This window comes from Soehngenia saccharolytica DSM 12858 (assembly GCF_059568515.1).
Genome location: NZ_JCANTN010000011.1, coordinates 38,022 through 55,729 on the forward strand (window position 1 = coordinate 38,022; position 17,708 = coordinate 55,729).

The following is a 17,708-nucleotide window of genomic DNA, read 5'->3' on the forward strand; positions in this document are numbered from 1 at the left end:
AAATTTGGGGTGAATACTTTGAACAATGAGACACAGAAAAAAATAAACATAGAATTAATGCTAGAGATAATAATAATTTTACTCATTGGCATGTTTTCGAGATTTACATTTGGGAGTTTGATGTTTTTAATACCAGCTGTGGTTTGCGTTTTTTCTATTAAATACAGTTTTAAAGAATCGGTGATATCTCTTGCTGTGGCTTTATTGGTTCTAATTTTAATCGATAGGTTTTATGGAATGATGACATTGATTCAGATATTTCCTCTTTCTTTGGTTTTTAGCTATATGGTAAAACAAAGAAAAAAACCTAGAGATGTAGTCTTGGTATCTGCGCTCATTCTGTTTTTGTGCCTTTTGATTTCTTTAAGTGCGCTGACTGCTGGAAGCGAGTTGGATTTTACTCACCAATTAAAACAGTTTTTAGACAATCAATTGAAAACACAGATTGATATTTTAGAAAATACAAATTTAGATAAAGATTTCATAGAAAACTTTAAGGTTTCCCAAGCAAACATCAACAACTACATACTTCAGATACTTCCTAGCATATTGATTGTATATTCGGTTGTTATTGGGTATATAAACTACAATATTTCTAAATACACCTTGAGAAAATTAGGATTAGGAATTCGAGAAATTGCCCCATTTAGTAAATTCAGCGTACCATCAAATTTTGGAATAGGAGTATTTACTGTATTAATATTCATGCTCATTCTAAGGAATTTTGATGCTGTAATATACGAGGCTTTATTTATAAATTTGATGGCTGTCTTAGGTCTTATCTTCATGTTGCAAGGCCTTAGCGTAGTGGATTATTTTTTAAAGAAGAGAAATATGAAGACTTTTTTAAGGATAATTTTAATGATATTGATTGTAATAATCACACCGTTGCTTACGCCAGTTACTATTTTAGGCTGCATTGACATGGTCTTTGACTTGCGAAAGCTAAGGAAGCCTAGGAAGTCATAGGAGGTATTTTATGAAAGACAAATTTTTTTCTTGGAGAGACATATACATCTATATATTGGTATCTTTAGGATTTATGATAATCATGTTGTTTTACCAACCTATAATAAGCTTTATCATGGCTTTGATTATCGGATATCTAGTATACTACAGTTTTAAGTTGGTTGAAGATAAAAATCTCATGTTTAGAAGAGCTATTGAAGAACTATCAGATACTTTTGATTCCGCTACAAAACATGCGATATTCAACATGCCATTTCCTATGATTTTTGTAGATGAATTAGGGAAAATCACATGGTATAACACGCCATTTTTAAATTTGTCACAGGAAGAAGATTTGTTAAATAAGCCCCTAACTGACTTGGTACCACTATTTAATATAAACTTAGTGAAAACTGCAAAAGAAAATGAGCCAGTAGATATAGAATTTAAAAACAGATATTACAAAGTGTTTCCAAATTTTTTGGAAGATAAAAGGCAAAATGAAAAAGAAAATTTGACTATATTATATTGGGTGGATAATACTGATTTTGTAGAGTTATCTAGATCATATAAAAATGAAAGACCAATAATAATTTTGGCTTTTATTGACAATTACGACGACATAAAAAACTCAACTCCTGATACACACAGACCTATCTTGATGGCTGAAATTGATAGGATGGTCAATGAGTACTTCACTGAAAACAATGCACTAGTGAGGAAATATGAAAGTGATAAATATATGATTATCATAAATCAAGTGGACTTTGAGAGAATTAAACAAAGAAGATTTGACTTATTAGATCAAATAAGGGATTTAAAAATGGGAAATACAATTCCGATTACTCTTAGCATCGGTGCTAGTCAAAAGCATGAGAGTCTAATAGAGTCGTATAAAGACGCTAGGGCATCCATTGATGTAGCTTTAGGTAGAGGTGGAGATCAAGCAGTAGTCAATACTGGAAGCGGATTTGAATTCTTTGGCGGCAAATCTAAAGCTGTGGAAAAGAGAAACAAAGTAAAGGCCAGAGTAATGGCAGATGCTTTAAAACAGCTCATAACTCAAAGCGACAAAGTCTTTATAATGGGTCATAAAAATCCAGATATGGACGCTTTAGGTTCTGCTTTTGGAACTTTAAGAGCAGTAGTTGAAAATAAAAAAGAAGGTTATATAATATTCAATGAAGAAAATCCTTCTATAAAAAATATGATGGCTTTGATGCAGAGTGAAAGCCCAGAGCTTAAGGAAAAATTAATTTCCACGCAAAGAGCTTTAGATATGATTGGCGAAAATGATTTGCTGATAAATGTAGACAATCACAAACCTAGCTTGGCAGAATCTAAAGAAATTATAGATTCGATATCAAAGATTGTAGTAATTGACCATCATAGAAGAGGCGCTGAGTTCATGGATGACTCTATGCTAGTTTATATCGAACCTTACGCATCGAGTACATCGGAGTTGATCACTGAGATAATCTCTTACATGGGGTATGAAAATAAAATAACAAAATTTGAAGCAGAGGCTCTTTTAGCAGGAATCACAGTAGACACTAAAAACTTTACTTTTCAAACAGGAGTTAGAACATTTGAGGCTGCTTCTATACTAAAGAGAGCAGGAGCAGATACTTTGGTAGTAAAACAGCTCTTTAGAGACGACTTCAACACATTTATAAACAAAGCGGAAGTCATAAGAACTGCAAAACTAGTTCACAATTCAATCGCTATTGGGAGACTTGAAAAAACCATGGATGATTCAATATTGATAGCTGCACAAGCAGCGAATGAGCTTTTAAATATTAACAATGTAGAGGCTTCGTTTGTACTGTGCAGACTAAAAGACAGCATTCATATATCAGGCAGGAGCTTAGGGAATATAAGCGTTCAACTTATATTAGAAAAACTAGGTGGTGGAGGACACTTGACAAGTGCAGGCACTCAACTTTATGATGTATCAATGGAAGAAGCAGAAAAAACGCTAATAGAAACTATAGATAAATACTTACAAGAGGGTGAATGATAAATGAAGGTAATTTTGTTACAAGATGTAAAAGGATTAGGCAAAGCTGGAGATTTAGTTAATTCTAAAGATGGATATGCCAGAAATTTTCTCTTTCCTAAAAATTTAGCTATTGAAGCAAACGAAGAAAATTTAAAGAAATGGGAAGAAAGAAAAAAAGAAGAGGCAAAAAAGATTCAACAAGAAATTGAAGCAGCAAATGAGTTAAAGGAAAAATTAGAAAACTTGACTGTTACACTAAAAGTGAAAACAGGAAGTCAAGGAAGGCTATTTGGCTCGATCACAGCATTGGATGTTGCCAACAACTTAAAAGAACAATATGGAATAGATATAGATAAAAGAAAAATCGAATTGAAGGAAAATATAAAATCATTAGGGAATTTTGAAGCAGAAGTTAAGCTATATCAAGATATAACTGCAAAATTGAAAATCAATGTAGTTGCACTGTAGAGGTGGTAAACTTTGGATACAACACTTGGAAGAATTCCTCCCAATAACACTGAAGCTGAGGAATCAGTTATAGGTGCTATGCTCTTAGACAAAGAGGCGGTAAATACAGCACTAGAGATATTAAAAGCAGAAGACTTTTATAAGGAAGTAAATCAAGAGATTTTTAAAGCGATTATTTCACTATACAATAGAAACGAACCAGTAGATTTAGTGACTCTATCTGAAGAACTCAGGAAAAGACAAACTCTAGAAAGTGTTGGTGGGATTTCTTACCTCGCAGATCTATCTATTTCTGTTGTTTCAGCTGCAAATACAAAGTATTATTGCGAAATAGTAAAAGAAAAATCAATACTTAGAAGGCTCATTAAATCAAGTGATGAGATAATGAGTCTTGCATACCAAGACAACAAGGAAGTAAATCTCATATTAGAAAAAGCGGAAAAGGATATATTTGACATTACTCAAGGAGTACACAACAAAGGGTTTTACCCAATAAATGATGTACTGCTTAGGAGTTTTTCGCAGATAGAAGAAAGAGCAGCTAAAAAAGGAGAATTGACAGGACTTACTACAGGATTTGTCGATATTGATTTAAAGCTATCCGGACTTCAAAGATCAGATCTGATTCTGCTTGCTGCCAGACCATCTATGGGTAAAACCGCTTTGGGTATAAATATTGCTACAAATGCAGCTATAAAAGGAGGGGCAAATGTAGCCATATTTTCGCTAGAGATGTCTAAAGAGCAGCTTGCTCAAAGAATAATAAGTTCTACGGCCCATGTGGACTTGCAGAAAATCATCAGTGGAAATTTGTCTGATGACGAGTGGATACAGGTAGTAAATTCCATGGCTCCACTTTCCAAGATGAACATATTTATTGACGATACCGCAGGAATATCGCTTATGGAAATGAAAGCTAAATGCAGGAGAATGAAAGTCGAAAGAGGGCTCGACTTGGTTGTGATTGACTATTTGCAGCTAGTTGAAATGGACTCTAGGTCAGAAAACAGGCAACAAGAAATTTCGGCGATATCTAGAGGATTAAAGGCAATTGCAAAGGAGATGGAGTGCCCGGTGCTAGCTTTATCTCAGCTGTCAAGAGCGCCTGAGTTAAGAGCAGACCATAGGCCGATACTTTCAGACTTGAGAGAATCTGGAGCTATAGAGCAGGATGCCGATGTTGTACTATTCTTATATAGAGATGACTATTACAATGAGGATTCAGAGAAGAAAAATATTGGGGAAGTAATCATAGCAAAACATAGAAATGGACCTACCGGGAAAGTTGAACTAGCATTCAAGAAGGAATATACGAAGTTTTTAAATCTAGAAAAGTATATGGATGGCCAATAAAAGCAGCAATTATTTGTGACTTATTAAAGGCTTCGAGGGCAACTTCGGAGCTTTTTTGGAGGTTAATATGAAGCTTAAAGGCAAAAGGATAACCATTGAGGATTTAAAGCTAGAAGATGTATATGAAATGGTGAGTTGGGGAAAGCATGAAAATGTGCTCTTGGATGATTACAACTTCCCGTTTACAACTGATTCGGATATTAAAAGATGGTACAACATAAAAACAAAGCCATTTCGAAATCACTATTACAGTGTAAGAAATGAAAATGGAATTTTAATTGGGTATTTCGGAATAAAGGATAAAAGATTTATATTAAGAAGTGCCTACCTTGGGATAGTATTTGATCCAAACTATTTAGACAAGGGGTATGGTACAGAGACATTTATGACATTTCTTCCTTATTATTTTAGAAATATGAAAATGCTAGCCCTCTATTTAGAGGTTGCAGAATTTAACGATAGGGCTTATCATCTATATCAAAAGATGGGCTTTCAAAAAATCGCATATTATCTAGATATATTTCCTAATCAGAATTTGGATATTAGAAATCCATATTTCGTAGAAAAAAGAGATGCCTTTGTAATAGAAGATGGTATAATATATCAACAGATATACAGGATGAAGTTGACTAGACGCAGGTTTTTTAGTCTGTTTAAGGATGGGGAGAAAAATGGATTTTACACTTGAAACGACTGACATGGACTTAGGGGACACTCCTATAGAAAATATATTTTTAAATGATTTCATGCCAATGGCAAATGGAACATATGTAAAAGTTTATCTATTGGGATATAAATACGCACACGATAGAGATTTAAATATAGAGGTAAACAATAAAACCATTGCAAAGCATTTGGACATACCATTAGAAGATGTATTGGGAGCTTGGGATTTTTGGGAGAGCAAAGGAATAATTAAAAAAGAAGGCGAAGGTGTAAATTATAAAGTTACATTTTTAAATTTAAAACAGCTCTACATCAAAAATAATTTCAATAAAAACAAGAAAGAAAAAGAAGAAAATGTATTAGAAAAGGAAGTCATCGAAGCAAATCAAATACCTTCCATAAACACCATGTTTACAAACATAGACTACTTAATGAGAAGAGGCTTACAGCCAACAGAGAAAATGGAGATATTAAGGTGGATTAAAGAATACAATATGAATCCAGATGTCATCGAGAAAGCTTTTAATTACTCATGTGAAATCAAGGGGAAGAGAAGCGTAAAATATGTAGAAGGCATCGTCAGAAATTGGTATGACTTAGGACTTACTAATATTGATTCGGTAATTGATTACTTCAAGAACGAAGATGAAAAATACTACAGATATCAAAAGGTCATGAAAGCATTGGGACTTTCGCACAAAGGAGTAAATGTAGGAGATTTTAAACTAATCAACAAATGGTTTGATGATTACGGCTATTCGCTAGAAATTGTATTAAAGGGATGCGAAAAAGCTAGCAATATTATGTACCCTACTGTAAAATACATAGATGGAGTGATCAGCGACTGGCATAAGAAAGGGTTTAAAACAGTTGAAGAAATTGAACAACTCGATAAAAAAGAAGTTAAAGCAAAAGTAAAGACAAACTCTGAAAATAAGAACAAAGCAACTAAAAATAGATTCCACAATTTTGAACAGAGGAGCAATAATTACACAAAAGAAGAGCTAGAAGAGATATTTAGGAAGAAAAGAGAGAGCTATATAAAAAATACAAAAGGTGATGTAAATGGCTAATCCCCTGTTTAAAGAAATTGAAGAGGAATTTGAAAGAAAGAGAGATAAAAATAGAAGGCTGCTCATAAGCAGGCAAAACAATGTCTATAAAATGATGCCAAAGATAAAAGAAATAGATGAAAAAATAAAACTAACATCTTTGAAAATGGCAAAAGAAATTTTATTAAACCCTGATGACAATGAAAGAATAGTCAACGAGGCAAAGAAAGAAATTGATAAGCTGAAGATGGAAAAAGCCTATTTATTAAGCGAGGCAAATATACCGATAGATTATTTAGAGTTGAAATACGACTGTGATAAATGCAAGGACACTGGATACCTTGAAGACGGTAGCAAATGCCATTGTTTGACACAAGCTCTTATAAACAGAGCATATAAGATGTCAAATCTAGAAGCTATATTGGAAAAAGAAAACTTTAAGCACTTTGATATCAATGTATTTAGCAATGAACCATTTGAAAACGAAAGCCTTACTCCGAGAGAAAATATGCTTGACATATTGAGTATAGCTGAGAATTTTGTAGCTGATTTTGACAAGCCAAATACATTTAATCTCTTGTTTTATGGCACAACAGGGCTTGGCAAGACATATCTATGCAGTTGTATTGCTAAAGCACTCTTAGATAAAAATAAAATAGTGATATATCAAACAGCCTTCACAATATTGGAACTATTGAGCAATAGGAGGTTTCGAGCTGAAACGAGTGAAATGAGCGATTACGAGTATAACCTGCTCTTTGAATGCGATCTATTGATAATAGATGATTTGGGCACAGAAATGACAAATACTTTCACAAATGCTGAAATTTTCAACATTGTAAATACCAGAATATTGAAGAATAAAAAAACTATAATATCGACAAATCTAACACCAAATGAACTTTCAAAAGTGTATACAGATAGAGTTTTTTCAAGAATTTCAGATAAGTTTTTACCACTTAAATTCTATGGAAAAGATTTAAGATGGGAATAAATTGAAAGGGGAAAGAGATGGCGAATAGAGGCTCTTCAGTAGAAAATTATTTTGTTAAAGTTTTAAATGGAATGGCTCATGGGCTTTTTGCATCATTATTAATTGGGCTTATTATAAAGCAAATAGGGACATATGCGGGTATTCCACAACTAGTGGTTTTTGGGAATATTGCGCAGAAACTTATGGGACCTGCAATAGGAGTAGGAGTGGCATATAGTGTAGGAGCTCCTCCGCTTGGAGTTTTTGCGGCAGCTGTCACAGGTGCGATTGGCGCTAATTCAATCATCTTTGATGGAGCCACTGCAATCATTCAAACAGGGGAACCTGTAGGAGCATTTGTTGCAGCTTTAGTTGGTGCGGAAATTTCTAAATTGGTTGGAGGAAAAACTAAATTCGACATAATACTCGTACCGCTGACATCAATAGTTGTTGGCGGAATGACTGGCTATTACATAAGCCCATATATCGCAGCTATGATGAATGGACTAGGCGCATTTATAAATAGACTCACTGAGCTACATCCAATTCCAATGGGAATAACTGTTTCGGTTGTAATGGGAATTATACTAACACTTCCAATAAGCTCTGCAGCGCTTGCAATGGCACTGAATTTATCAGGATTAGCAGCAGGAGCAGCAACTGTAGGATGCGCTGCGAATATGATTGGCTTTGCAGTAGCATCTTATAGAGAAAATAAAATGGGAGGGCTTATAGCCCAAGGTTTAGGGACATCGATGTTACAAATCCCTAACATAATAAGAAATCCACGCATCTGGATACCCGCAATTGTTGCATCTGCGATATTAGGACCTATTTCCACTGCGGTGTTGAAACTTGAAAGCAGTGCAATAGGAGCTGGCATGGGAACAAGTGGTTTAGTCGGACAAATAGCAATGATAGAAACTATGGGTGCCTCAACTTATGTAATCACTTCGATCATTCTTATGCATTTCATACTTCCTGGTATCATAGCCTTCGTGGTATCCGAGTGGATGAGAAAAAAAAGGTGGATTAAAAAAGGAGACATGCAACTTTAGAGGAGGAAAAACATGGACAAAAGACCCATTGGGGTGATAGACTCTGGGATTGGCGGTTTAACCGTAATAGATTCCATACAAAAAATACTGCCAAATGAAGATATAATTTACTTTGGGGACAATATAAACGTACCTTATGGAAATAGAGAAGAGAAAGAAATTTATGATTTAACAATGAAGATGCTGAAATTTTTAGAGAAGAAGGATGTAAAATTAGTAGCTATTGCCTGCAACACTATTTCAGCTATATCAAAAGAATTTGAAGGGAAATTGAGTTACCCTATAATAGATATAGTGGAACCCACGATTGAACATATAATAAAGAGTGGCATTGGGAAAATAGCTATATTTGGAACAGAATTCACAATAAATAAAAAAGTTTATGAAAAAAAACTAAAAGAAAGATCTGAAAACATCGACATTGTGAGTGTAAAAAGCAGAGAATTAGCTAAACTAATAGATGAAGGAAAATTTGATTCCGATGAAACCTTTGAGTGCTTGAAAGAGAGAATTGATGCAATTAAAGAACTTGGCGATATTTATAATGTCGTTTTGGCATGCACACATTATCCAATAGTAGAGGACCTTTTCTATAAAGCAGATTCCAACCTAAATTATATAAACCCTGCGATACATGAAGCGGTTGCTATAAAACATTACTTAAAATACAATGATATGCTTAACACTGAAGGAAAAGGCAACATAAGCATATACACAACTGGAGATATAGAAATATACAAAAAAGTATTTAAGAAGTTAAATCTAAAGAAAGCTAAGAAGATGAAAAAGGTGGAATTGTAATCTATGAGATTTGTAATATTCGCCTTGACAATGATATTTTCTATGGTATAATTAAATTTAATTTAATATAGTGATGAAGGGATACAATGAGTAAGAAAACCTTGCAGAGAGTCAATGGTTGGTGTAAATTGACAGGTGGAATTATTTGTTTCCGACCCTGAACTAATTTCTATTCGAGTGAGCTTTTAGCTAACTAGGGTGGCAACGCGGGTAACTCTCGTCCCTAAGATTTGGGATTGAGAGTTTATTTTTTTATAAGGAGTGATTGTATGTTAGATATTAAAAGAATTAGAATGGATGCTGAAAATGTAAAGAAAGCTTTGGAAAAAAGAGGTGGAGATTACCCGATAGATAAAGTCTTGGAATTGGATGAAAAAAGAAGGCAGACATTAGTAGAACTTGAGAATTTAAAGAGCGAGCAAAACAAAGTTTCTAAAGAAATTCCAAGATTAAGAAAAGAAGGTAAAGACACTTCGGAAATCCTAGAGCAAATGAAGGAAATAGCTGAAAGGACAAAGTCATTAGATCAAATTGTAAAGGAATTAGACGACTCAATCAGGTATTTATTGCTAAATATACCAAACACACCACATGAATCTGTAGTAGTAGGAAAATCCGATGCAGACAATATCGAAATGAGAAGAGTAGGAGAAGTAAAAACCTTCGACTTTGAACCAAAGGCTCATTGGGATATTGGAACGGAACTTGGAATACTTGATTTTGAAAGAGCTACTAAGATCGCTGGAACTAGATTTAGCGTATTTAGAGGCGACGGAGCAAGATTAGAAAGGGCGATCACAAACTTTATGCTAGATTTGCATACGGGGAAACATGGGTACACTGAAATGGCAACTCCGTATATGGTAAACAGAGATTGTATGATAGGTACAGGTCAATTGCCTAAATTTGAAGAGGACATGTTCTATGTGCCAAGCAAAGACTTCTTCTTAGTGCCTACTGCTGAAGTGCCTTTGACAAACCTTTTGAGAAATGAAATAGTCGATGAAGAGGATTTGCCAATGTACTTAACTGCATATACTCCATGCTTTAGATTGGAAGCAGGCTCCGCTGGTAGAGATACAAGAGGACTTATAAGAAATCATCAATTTGACAAAGTTGAAATGGTTAAATTTGCACTTCCTGAAAATTCATATGATGAATTAGAAACTCTCACAAGCAACGCAGAAGATGTATTGAAATTATTAAAAATCCCATATAGAGTGGTAATGCTTTGCTCGGGAGATTTAGGTTTTTCATCAGCTAAGACATATGACATAGAGGTCTGGATGCCAAGTTACAACAGATATGTTGAAATTTCAAGTTGCAGTAACTTTGAGGACTACCAAGCAAGAAGAGCGAACATAAGGTTTAGAAGAAAAGAAAACAAGAAAGTCGAATATGTGCACACGTTAAATGGCTCTGGCCTTGCTGTAGGAAGGACTTTTGCAGCAATACTAGAAAATTACCAACAGGCAGATGGCACAGTAGTCATTCCAGAAGTCTTAAGAAAATACATGGATGGAAAAGAAGTAATCGACGGCAAATAACAATAAATAGAATAATATATTTAAGGATTCAAGCTAATAACTTGAGTCCTTTTGCATTTTATAGATAAAATTATTTCATTTATCAAAATAGTAAGAAAAAATTGTAGCATTATTAAGCCGATTAATATATAATATTATCAAACATTTGCATGATACAAAACCAATTAAACAAGGAGGGATAAAATGAAAAAGAATTTTTCTTTATTGCTAGCCGTGATATTGACACTGAGCTTAATTGCTGGATGCAGTACTGGCGGAGATGATACAAACGGTGATACTGGAACAAAAACAGACAATGTATTTATATCAATTGCCACAGGAGGAACTGGTGGAACATATTATCCTTTAGGCGGAGCAATGGCTAAGATATTTAATGAGAACATAGAAGGGGTTACTGCAAATGCTCAATCTACAGGAGCTTCAGTCGAAAATATCAATTTAGTTTCCCAAGGAGAAGCAGAGGTTGGATTTGTTCAAAATGATGTTGCTTACTATGCTTGGACTGGGACTGAAACTTTCCAAGACAAAGAAAAAGTGACAAACATAAGAGGAATGGCAATGCTTTATCCAGAAGTAATTCAAATAATTGCTACTAAAGATTCAGGCATACAATCTGTAGAAGATTTAAAGGGAAAGAAAGTTGCAGTTGGTGCACCAGGTTCGGGAACCGAGGTAAATGCAAGACAAATATTGGCTGAATATGGAATTACATACGATGATTTAGCTAAAGCGGATTATCTGTCTTTCAATGAAGCTGCAGACCAATTGAAAAACAAACAGATAGATGCAGCATTTGTAACAGCAGCTGTTCCAACATCTGCAGTTACCGAAGTAACTCAAACCGCAGACATAGTAGTAGTATCATTAGATTCTGATAAAATAGCATCATTGAAATCAAAATATCCTTTCTATACTGAAGTGACAATACCTAAAGACAGTTATAAAAATCAAACCGAGGATGTAATTGCTGCAGCGGTAATGGCCATGCTAATAGTTCCAGAAGATTTAGACGAAGAGCTGGTTTACAACATGACAAAATCAATTTTTGAGAACCGACAAGTCATAATAGACACTCACGACAGAGGAAATGACATAAAACTAGAAACAGCGCTTTTAGGTATGCCAATTGATTTACATCCAGGCGCAGAAAGATATTATGCTGAACAAGGCATTAAATAGTATAAAAGGTAAAGGCTTTTCATTAAGAAAAGTCTTTCCTCTAATCATCGCTTTTTTATTGATATTATCTCTATATTTTATTCCAGTATATGTCGTCACTGCAAGAGACTTTGAAAACAACAAAATGCTGAAGATGTGGTTACCTAGAGATGAATATTTTGAAGTTTTTTATACACATTCAGTAGAATTATCTGAAGTTAGAGAAATCTATCAAATCGATACAAAAGGCGAGAATATAATACTTAAAGAAACTCTATTTAGTTCTTACGGAGCAGGATTACCTGCAACAACAAAATATGATTTTGAAAAAACTGAAGATGGCTTTAGGATTTACAATATAAATGAAGAATTTAAAGAGGTTGTTTATAGAACAGGCGCAGTCAGGGCAAATCACAAGATATTCATAAATAATGAAGAATATGAATTTCTAGATTTTTCAAAGCCTATGCAAGCCATTAAATTCAGTGTAGAAAAAATTAGCTTTATAAGATATTTGACGGGGAGGGTAGGATGATGAGCGAGCAAAATAATATCAACAAGGATCAAGACTTAAATGTGGATAAATTATTAGAATCATACGATAAAGAAACTTCTAAGCTAAGAAAACTAAAGGGCAATGTAAACAACATAGCAAGGGTTATAGCGATAGCGATGTCTTTATTTCATCTTTATACAGCTGGATTTGGAACACTCTTATCATATAAACAAAGATCACTTCACATAATGTTTGCGTTTGTCTTGGGATTTTTGCTTTATCCATCAGGTAAAAAATCAAATAAGGAAAAGCCATCGTTTCTTGACTATATTTGTATAACATTAACTGTATTAGTATTTGGATATATTTTTGTATTTTCAGATACTATCGCAGCAAAAGGAGGTAGCGCAACTAGTATCGACTTAGTATTGGGGATGCTGGCAATCCTTATAACATTAGAGATCACAAGAAGAGCAGTGGGGCCAGAACTTCCTATAGTTGCAATTCTATTTTTAATCTATGCGTATTTTGGTCCATATATGCCAGGATTGTTAGCTCATAGGGGATTTTCAATTGAGAGAATTATATCTCATATGTACTTAGGTTTGGAAGGAATTATGGGCATACCCCTTGGTGTTTCAGCTACTTTTGTATTCATGTTCATATTATTTGGGGCAGTTCTTGATAAAACAGGAGTGGGCAAATTTTTTATAGATTTAGCTTATGGATTGACAGGTAGTTTTAAAAGTGGGCCGGCTATGACAGCGGTAGTTGCAAGTGGTTTTATGGGATCTATTTCAGGCAGCTCAGTCGCAAATACTGTAACCACCGGGGCTTTCACAATACCACTGATGAAAAGAACGGGATACAAGCCATATTTTGCAGGAGCTGTAGAAGCTGCTGCATCTACAGGAGGGCAGATAATGCCACCGGTAATGGGTGCTGCTGCATTTATAATGGCAGAGTTTACGGGAATTCCATATTCGAAGATAATAATAGCAGCTGCGATACCTGCAATACTATACTATTTTGCAGTGGGAACTATGGTACATCTTGAAGCTTCAAAACTTGGACTTAAGGGATTGCCAAGAGAAATGCTGCCAAGTATAAAACAGCTTCTCATTAGCAAAGGATATTTACTGATTCCTTTAATTTCAGTTATAGTATTTCTGGTTTCAGGGAACACTCCGACATTAGCTGCTTTTAAAGCTATTGCTATTAGCATAATTGTAGCTATAATAGTTGCCCTAATCAAGAAAGACAAGTCATTTACTTTCAAAGATTTTTTAGATGCCCTTGAAGCAGGGGCGAAAGGAGCTATAACTGTAGCATGTGCATGCGCATGTGCAGGAATGATTGTAGGTGTAGTAACTTTAACTGGATTGGGACTAAGAATAGCAGAAATAATAGTTACATTGGCAAATGAGAATCTACTTCTCACTCTATTTTTTACAATGATAGCATCCATCATATTAGGCATGGGTCTTCCAACAACAGCTAAATACATTGTCTTAGCTACTATGGCAGTACCTGCCCTGATAACACTAGAGGTAAACCTAATCGCTGCTCATCTATTCATACTTTATTTTGGAGTTGTAGCAGACATAACACCACCAGTTGCATTAGCAGCCTATGCAGGTGCGGGTATAGCGGGAGCAAATTCTATGAAGACAGGGCTGCAAGCGGTAAAGCTGGCACTAGCCGCCTTTATAGTGCCATATATATTTGCTATTGACCCTCACCTAATACTCGTGGAAAATGTGGTGGGTTCAGAAGTTCAATTCATATCATTATTCCAAGCTTTGCCTGTAATATTGACTGCAATAATTGGGATTGTATGCTTAGCAGCAGGAGTTGAGGGTTATTTACTCAAAAAAACCAATATTATTGAGAGAATATTACTTCTAGTAGCTGCTCTATTGTTGTTGCGACCTGGTATTTTGACAGATTCCTTTGGAATAATTGTTCTTTTAGTGACATATTTTCTACAAAAAAGGAAAACAAATAATTCCCCCGCTATTGAATAAAGACTGTGGCATGCCACAGTCTTTTTATACACTGACTTTAAAAAGTATCGGTTTATGACTTAAATCAATTGATTGATTTTCAACAGTTATATTTGAACCGTCATATAAATTTTCATATTCGCCATTGGCAATCTCAGGAATATCGAAATATCCTTCAGAATGGGACGAAAGTTTTAGCTTTCCAGTTTTCCCCTCTACATTGAATACTCCAAATACCCATTCTCCGTTTAACACATAAGTTCCCAGTATAACACCTTTTTTATCAATATCATGCAATTTGTATCTCCCATTTGCAAAAATCGGCAATTTCTTTAATTCTGCAAATTTTTTAAGCTTTAGATGAAAATCTGAGTTTAATCCACTCCAATCAATTGGATCTTTGTCAAACAAAGATGGCAGCTTTTTGTCCTTTGCTTCTTGACCTGCATATATAAGAGCTGTGCCTTTTTCAAAGAACAAAAAAGCACTCCATTGTAAAAGCAAGTCTTCTGGAACCATTGAAGCTATTCGGGGTCTATCGTGATTTTCAAGGTATCTTAATTTAACATAATTTTCAGGGAATATATACTCCTGTATTCTCTTCTTTTCTAAATAATTTTCAAGTGTAGCTTCTCCGTTTAGATATTTTAAAAATTCCCCATGAGTGTCATAATCATAGCATATGTCAAAAGCCTGATACATTTCACAATCAGATGCCGCATATATCCCTTGATTTCTAACATATTCAAGAAATGAACCTTCAATGGTTTCTGCAAGCATTATTATATCAGGATTTATCTCTTTTAACTTTGCTCTTGCCTCAAGCCAAAACTCTAATGGAACCATGCTTGCTACATCACATCTAAAACCGTCAACTCCAAGATTAGCCCAATATTTCAAAGCATCAATCTGTTTGGCCCAAAGAGTTCTATTTGCATAATCTAAATCTATGATATCATACCAGTCAGCTACTTTATTTCCAAGTGAACCATCACTCTTTTTATAATAAAAATCAGGATTTTCGGTTAAATAAATTGAATCATGAGAGGTATGGTTGTAAACCACATCTATCATTACCTTTAAATTCAACTGATGAGCTCTTTTGATTAAGCCAATAAAATCATCTAATGTGCCATAATCTTCATTTATTTGCATATAGTCATAAATTGAGTAGGGAGAGCCTAAACTACCCTTTCTATTTACTTTACCAATTGGATGGATTGGCATAAGCCAAACTATGTCTACCCCTAAACTTTTTATCCTTTCTAAATCATTAGTTACTGAATTAAAATCACCCTTTTCAGAATGATTCCTCACGTAAACTTCATAAATCGTCATATTTCTAAGAGAAATATCTGTATCTTTTGCCATGATGACACTCCTTTCAAATCAATATGATATTAATTTATAATTATAGCATAAATTATATAAATATTATATGATAAGAGTATTAAATAGTGAGGTGGCGAAATGGATCAAAAAGAGAGAATGCTAATTCAACTTCCGTACAAATCGAACTTGGATGGACTATTGGAGGACAGACTCAAAAATAAGAGAAAAATATACGACTATAATCACACATACCCTGATGATTTAGAAAAACTGCATGAAATGATTAAAGATATAGTAGTTGCAAAGGGGAGTATTCACATTGAACCTCCATTTTACTGTGATTATGGATATAACATAGAAGTAGGCGATGCATTTTACGCAAACCACAACTTAGTCATACTCGATGTAGGGAAAGTCACCATAGGAAAGAACTGCTTATTTGCAACCAATGTTTCGATACTCACAGCAGGCCATCCAATTCACCCAGATTCAAGAAATTCGGGCTATGAATATGGTATTCCCATAAAAATTGGCGACAATGTCTGGTTAGGCGGCTCGGTTGTTGTTTTGCCAGGAGTGACAATCGGAAACAATGTCGTCATTGGAGCGGGAAGTGTAGTAACAAAAGACATCCCTGATGATGTCATAGCAGTAGGGAATCCGTGCAAAGTAATTAGAAAGATAACAGAAGAAGACAGAAAATACTATTACAAAGACAGAATATTCGATTTAGAAGACTACAAATAATTGACAAAGCCTTAAAATTAATGTAGAATATTATGGTAGTAAGCACCCGTAGCTCAGTAGGATAGAGCGGTGCCCTCCTAAGGCATGTGCAGGGGTTCGATTCCTCTCGGGTGCACCATAGGTGATTTCATGGATGAATTTTTTATGCGAATAGCTATTGAAATAGCGAGATTAAGCACCTGCGACGTACCAGTAGGTGCTGTTATTGTGCATGATGAAAGAATAATAGCAGAAGGCTACAATATGAAAGAAATCACAAAAGACCCAACTGACCACGCAGAAATCATAGCTATAAAAAAAGCCTCACAGGTTTTAGGAGGCTGGAGATTAATCAACTGCACAATGTATGTAACTTTAGAACCTTGCGCAATGTGTGCAGGAGCTTTAGTAAATGCAAGAATTGATAGACTGGTTATTGGAACAATGGATGAAAAAAGAGGATTTTGTGGCTCAGTTGAAGATTTGACATCTCACCCTAAGTTAAACCACAAAATAAAAGTGACTAAAGGCGTATTAGAAAATGAATGCAGACAATTACTCGTAGATTTCTTTAAGGATTTGCGAAAAAATAAAAAATGATATGGAGAAGTATCGAAGTGGTCATAACGAGCCTGACTCGAAATCAGGTTGCCTTAACGGGCACGTGGGTTCGAATCCCACCTTCTCCGCCAATAAATTAAATGTTGATACAATAGAAACTCCTTGATTTCAAGGGGTTTTTTTGTTTTTGGTGAAAGCAACAAGAAAATAAGGGCAGAAAAGATACTGTAGATACCTTTACGGATATAGATTAGACAGTCATAGAATATTATAATAATCTTGAATTCGGCAAGTGAATTTAAAAAAAGTTTTCGCTTGCCATTTTTATTTTCATTATGAATAAAATTGCATTTGGTATGATATTTTAGACCGTCAGGTTTGTTTTTGAGTATACTTAACAAACCCAAATAATATTTGGATTTTTAAGGTAATTTATTTTTTTATTTTACTATTAAGTGTATACTGCTATCATCTTTCTACTAAAAACATTTATTTGCTTTTGAATATAAGTAATGATTTTTTCTAATAAGCAGTTGTTTGAAAAACTTAAATATCTATAAT

The 17,708-nt window shown here is 34.5% G+C and carries 16 protein-coding genes and 2 tRNA genes; 17 read left to right on the forward strand and 1 reads right to left on the reverse strand.

The features are described 5' to 3' along the window. Positions 1-18: 18 nt before the first annotated feature. The 13 genes from BO51_RS04645 (at position 19) to BO51_RS04705 (ending at position 14,549) form a co-directional block, all read left to right on the forward strand. Positions 19-969 (forward strand): DUF2232 domain-containing protein, encoded by a 951-nt coding sequence (locus BO51_RS04645; protein ID WP_496484438.1) that lies wholly within the window; start codon positions 19-21, stop codon positions 967-969. A 10-nt stretch (positions 970-979) separates the two neighbouring features. Further along, positions 980-2,968 carry a DHH family phosphoesterase gene (locus BO51_RS04650; RefSeq protein WP_496484440.1) on the forward strand — a complete coding sequence of 663 codons (1,989 nt, stop codon included), beginning with the start codon at positions 980-982 and terminating at the stop codon, positions 2,966-2,968. 3 nt (positions 2,969-2,971) lie between these two features. Then, positions 2,972-3,418, forward strand: coding sequence for a 50S ribosomal protein L9 (gene rplI / locus BO51_RS04655; protein ID WP_496484442.1), 447 nt, complete (start codon positions 2,972-2,974; stop codon positions 3,416-3,418). A 12-nt stretch (positions 3,419-3,430) separates the two neighbouring features. Beyond that, positions 3,431-4,771: a replicative DNA helicase gene (gene dnaB / locus BO51_RS04660; protein WP_496484444.1), complete on the forward strand. Its 1,341-nt coding sequence runs from the start codon at positions 3,431-3,433 to the stop codon at positions 4,769-4,771. Positions 4,772-4,838: 67 nt separating this feature from the next. Beyond that, positions 4,839-5,459, forward strand: a complete 621-nt coding sequence (locus tag BO51_RS04665) for a GNAT family N-acetyltransferase (RefSeq protein ID WP_496484446.1) — start codon at positions 4,839-4,841, stop codon at positions 5,457-5,459. Further along, positions 5,443-6,510, forward strand: a complete 1,068-nt coding sequence (locus BO51_RS04670) for a DnaD domain protein (RefSeq protein ID WP_496484448.1) — start codon at positions 5,443-5,445, stop codon at positions 6,508-6,510. The genes BO51_RS04665 and BO51_RS04670 overlap by 17 nt, the downstream gene beginning before the upstream one ends. After that, positions 6,503-7,483: an ATP-binding protein gene (locus BO51_RS04675; RefSeq protein WP_496484450.1), complete on the forward strand. Its 981-nt coding sequence runs from the start codon at positions 6,503-6,505 to the stop codon at positions 7,481-7,483. Before BO51_RS04670 ends, BO51_RS04675 begins: the two co-directional genes overlap by 8 nt. A gap of 17 nt (positions 7,484-7,500) precedes the next feature. Continuing rightward, on the forward strand, positions 7,501-8,520 hold the full coding sequence (locus BO51_RS04680) for a PTS sugar transporter subunit IIC (RefSeq protein WP_496484452.1): 1,020 nt from the start codon (positions 7,501-7,503) through the stop codon (positions 8,518-8,520). Positions 8,521-8,532: 12 nt separating this feature from the next. Next, the gene (gene murI, locus BO51_RS04685) at positions 8,533-9,321 is read left to right on the forward strand and encodes a glutamate racemase (RefSeq protein WP_496484454.1); all 789 of its coding nucleotides are present in this window, start codon (positions 8,533-8,535) and stop codon (positions 9,319-9,321) included. A gap of 269 nt (positions 9,322-9,590) precedes the next feature. Further along, the gene (gene serS / locus BO51_RS04690) at positions 9,591-10,868 is read left to right on the forward strand and encodes a serine--tRNA ligase (RefSeq protein ID WP_496484456.1); all 1,278 of its coding nucleotides are present in this window, start codon (positions 9,591-9,593) and stop codon (positions 10,866-10,868) included. Between the two features lie 183 nt (positions 10,869-11,051). Next, complete coding sequence (locus BO51_RS04695; protein WP_496484458.1) at positions 11,052-12,047, forward strand: TAXI family TRAP transporter solute-binding subunit; 996 nt, start codon at positions 11,052-11,054, stop codon at positions 12,045-12,047. After that, on the forward strand, positions 12,025-12,561 hold the full coding sequence (locus BO51_RS04700) for a DUF1850 domain-containing protein (protein ID WP_496484460.1): 537 nt from the start codon (positions 12,025-12,027) through the stop codon (positions 12,559-12,561). Before BO51_RS04695 ends, BO51_RS04700 begins: the two co-directional genes overlap by 23 nt. Beyond that, positions 12,561-14,549: a TRAP transporter permease gene (locus BO51_RS04705; protein ID WP_496484462.1), complete on the forward strand. Its 1,989-nt coding sequence runs from the start codon at positions 12,561-12,563 to the stop codon at positions 14,547-14,549. The genes BO51_RS04700 and BO51_RS04705 overlap by 1 nt, the downstream gene beginning before the upstream one ends. Before the next feature lie 24 nt (positions 14,550-14,573). Here BO51_RS04705 and BO51_RS04710 read toward each other — a convergent pair whose 3' ends face one another. Then, on the reverse strand, positions 14,574-15,899 hold the full coding sequence (locus tag BO51_RS04710; RefSeq protein WP_496484464.1) for an alpha-amylase family glycosyl hydrolase: 1,326 nt from the start codon (positions 15,897-15,899) through the stop codon (positions 14,574-14,576). Positions 15,900-15,998: 99 nt separating this feature from the next. Here BO51_RS04710 and BO51_RS04715 point away from each other — a divergent pair, with 99 nt between their 5' ends. The 4 genes from BO51_RS04715 (at position 15,999) to BO51_RS04730 (ending at position 17,278) form a co-directional block, all read left to right on the forward strand. Further along, positions 15,999-16,607, forward strand: coding sequence for a sugar O-acetyltransferase (locus tag BO51_RS04715; RefSeq protein ID WP_496484466.1), 609 nt, complete (start codon positions 15,999-16,001; stop codon positions 16,605-16,607). 42 nt (positions 16,608-16,649) lie between these two features. Continuing rightward, positions 16,650-16,725: transfer RNA gene (locus tag BO51_RS04720), tRNA-Arg, on the forward strand. Positions 16,726-16,736: 11 nt separating this feature from the next. Next, complete coding sequence (tadA, locus tag BO51_RS04725; protein WP_496484468.1) at positions 16,737-17,186, forward strand: tRNA adenosine(34) deaminase TadA; 450 nt, start codon at positions 16,737-16,739, stop codon at positions 17,184-17,186. Positions 17,187-17,189: 3 nt separating this feature from the next. After that, positions 17,190-17,278 (forward strand) — tRNA-Ser (locus BO51_RS04730). Positions 17,279-17,708 lie beyond the last annotated feature (430 nt).

Excerpts from the sequence above, each read along its gene's own strand:
- BO51_RS04650 (WP_496484440.1), top strand. The coding sequence starts at position 980 with ATGAAAGACAAATTTTTTTCTTGGAGAGACATATACATCTATATATTG.
- rplI (WP_496484442.1), top strand. The coding sequence starts at position 2,972 with ATGAAGGTAATTTTGTTACAAGATGTAAAAGGATTAGGCAAAGCTGGA.
- BO51_RS04665 (WP_496484446.1), top strand. The coding sequence starts at position 4,839 with ATGAAGCTTAAAGGCAAAAGGATAACCATTGAGGATTTAAAGCTAGAA.
- BO51_RS04670 (WP_496484448.1), top strand. The coding sequence starts at position 5,443 with ATGGATTTTACACTTGAAACGACTGACATGGACTTAGGGGACACTCCT.
- BO51_RS04675 (WP_496484450.1), top strand. The coding sequence starts at position 6,503 with ATGGCTAATCCCCTGTTTAAAGAAATTGAAGAGGAATTTGAAAGAAAG.
- BO51_RS04680 (WP_496484452.1), top strand. The coding sequence starts at position 7,501 with ATGGCGAATAGAGGCTCTTCAGTAGAAAATTATTTTGTTAAAGTTTTA.
- murI (WP_496484454.1), top strand. The coding sequence starts at position 8,533 with ATGGACAAAAGACCCATTGGGGTGATAGACTCTGGGATTGGCGGTTTA.
- serS (WP_496484456.1), top strand. The coding sequence starts at position 9,591 with ATGTTAGATATTAAAAGAATTAGAATGGATGCTGAAAATGTAAAGAAA.
- BO51_RS04695 (WP_496484458.1), top strand. The coding sequence starts at position 11,052 with ATGAAAAAGAATTTTTCTTTATTGCTAGCCGTGATATTGACACTGAGC.
- BO51_RS04700 (WP_496484460.1), top strand. The coding sequence starts at position 12,025 with ATGCTGAACAAGGCATTAAATAGTATAAAAGGTAAAGGCTTTTCATTA.
- BO51_RS04705 (WP_496484462.1), top strand. The coding sequence starts at position 12,561 with ATGAGCGAGCAAAATAATATCAACAAGGATCAAGACTTAAATGTGGAT.
- BO51_RS04710 (WP_496484464.1), bottom strand. The coding sequence starts at position 15,899 with ATGGCAAAAGATACAGATATTTCTCTTAGAAATATGACGATTTATGAA.
- BO51_RS04715 (WP_496484466.1), top strand. The coding sequence starts at position 15,999 with ATGGATCAAAAAGAGAGAATGCTAATTCAACTTCCGTACAAATCGAAC.
- tadA (WP_496484468.1), top strand. The coding sequence starts at position 16,737 with ATGGATGAATTTTTTATGCGAATAGCTATTGAAATAGCGAGATTAAGC.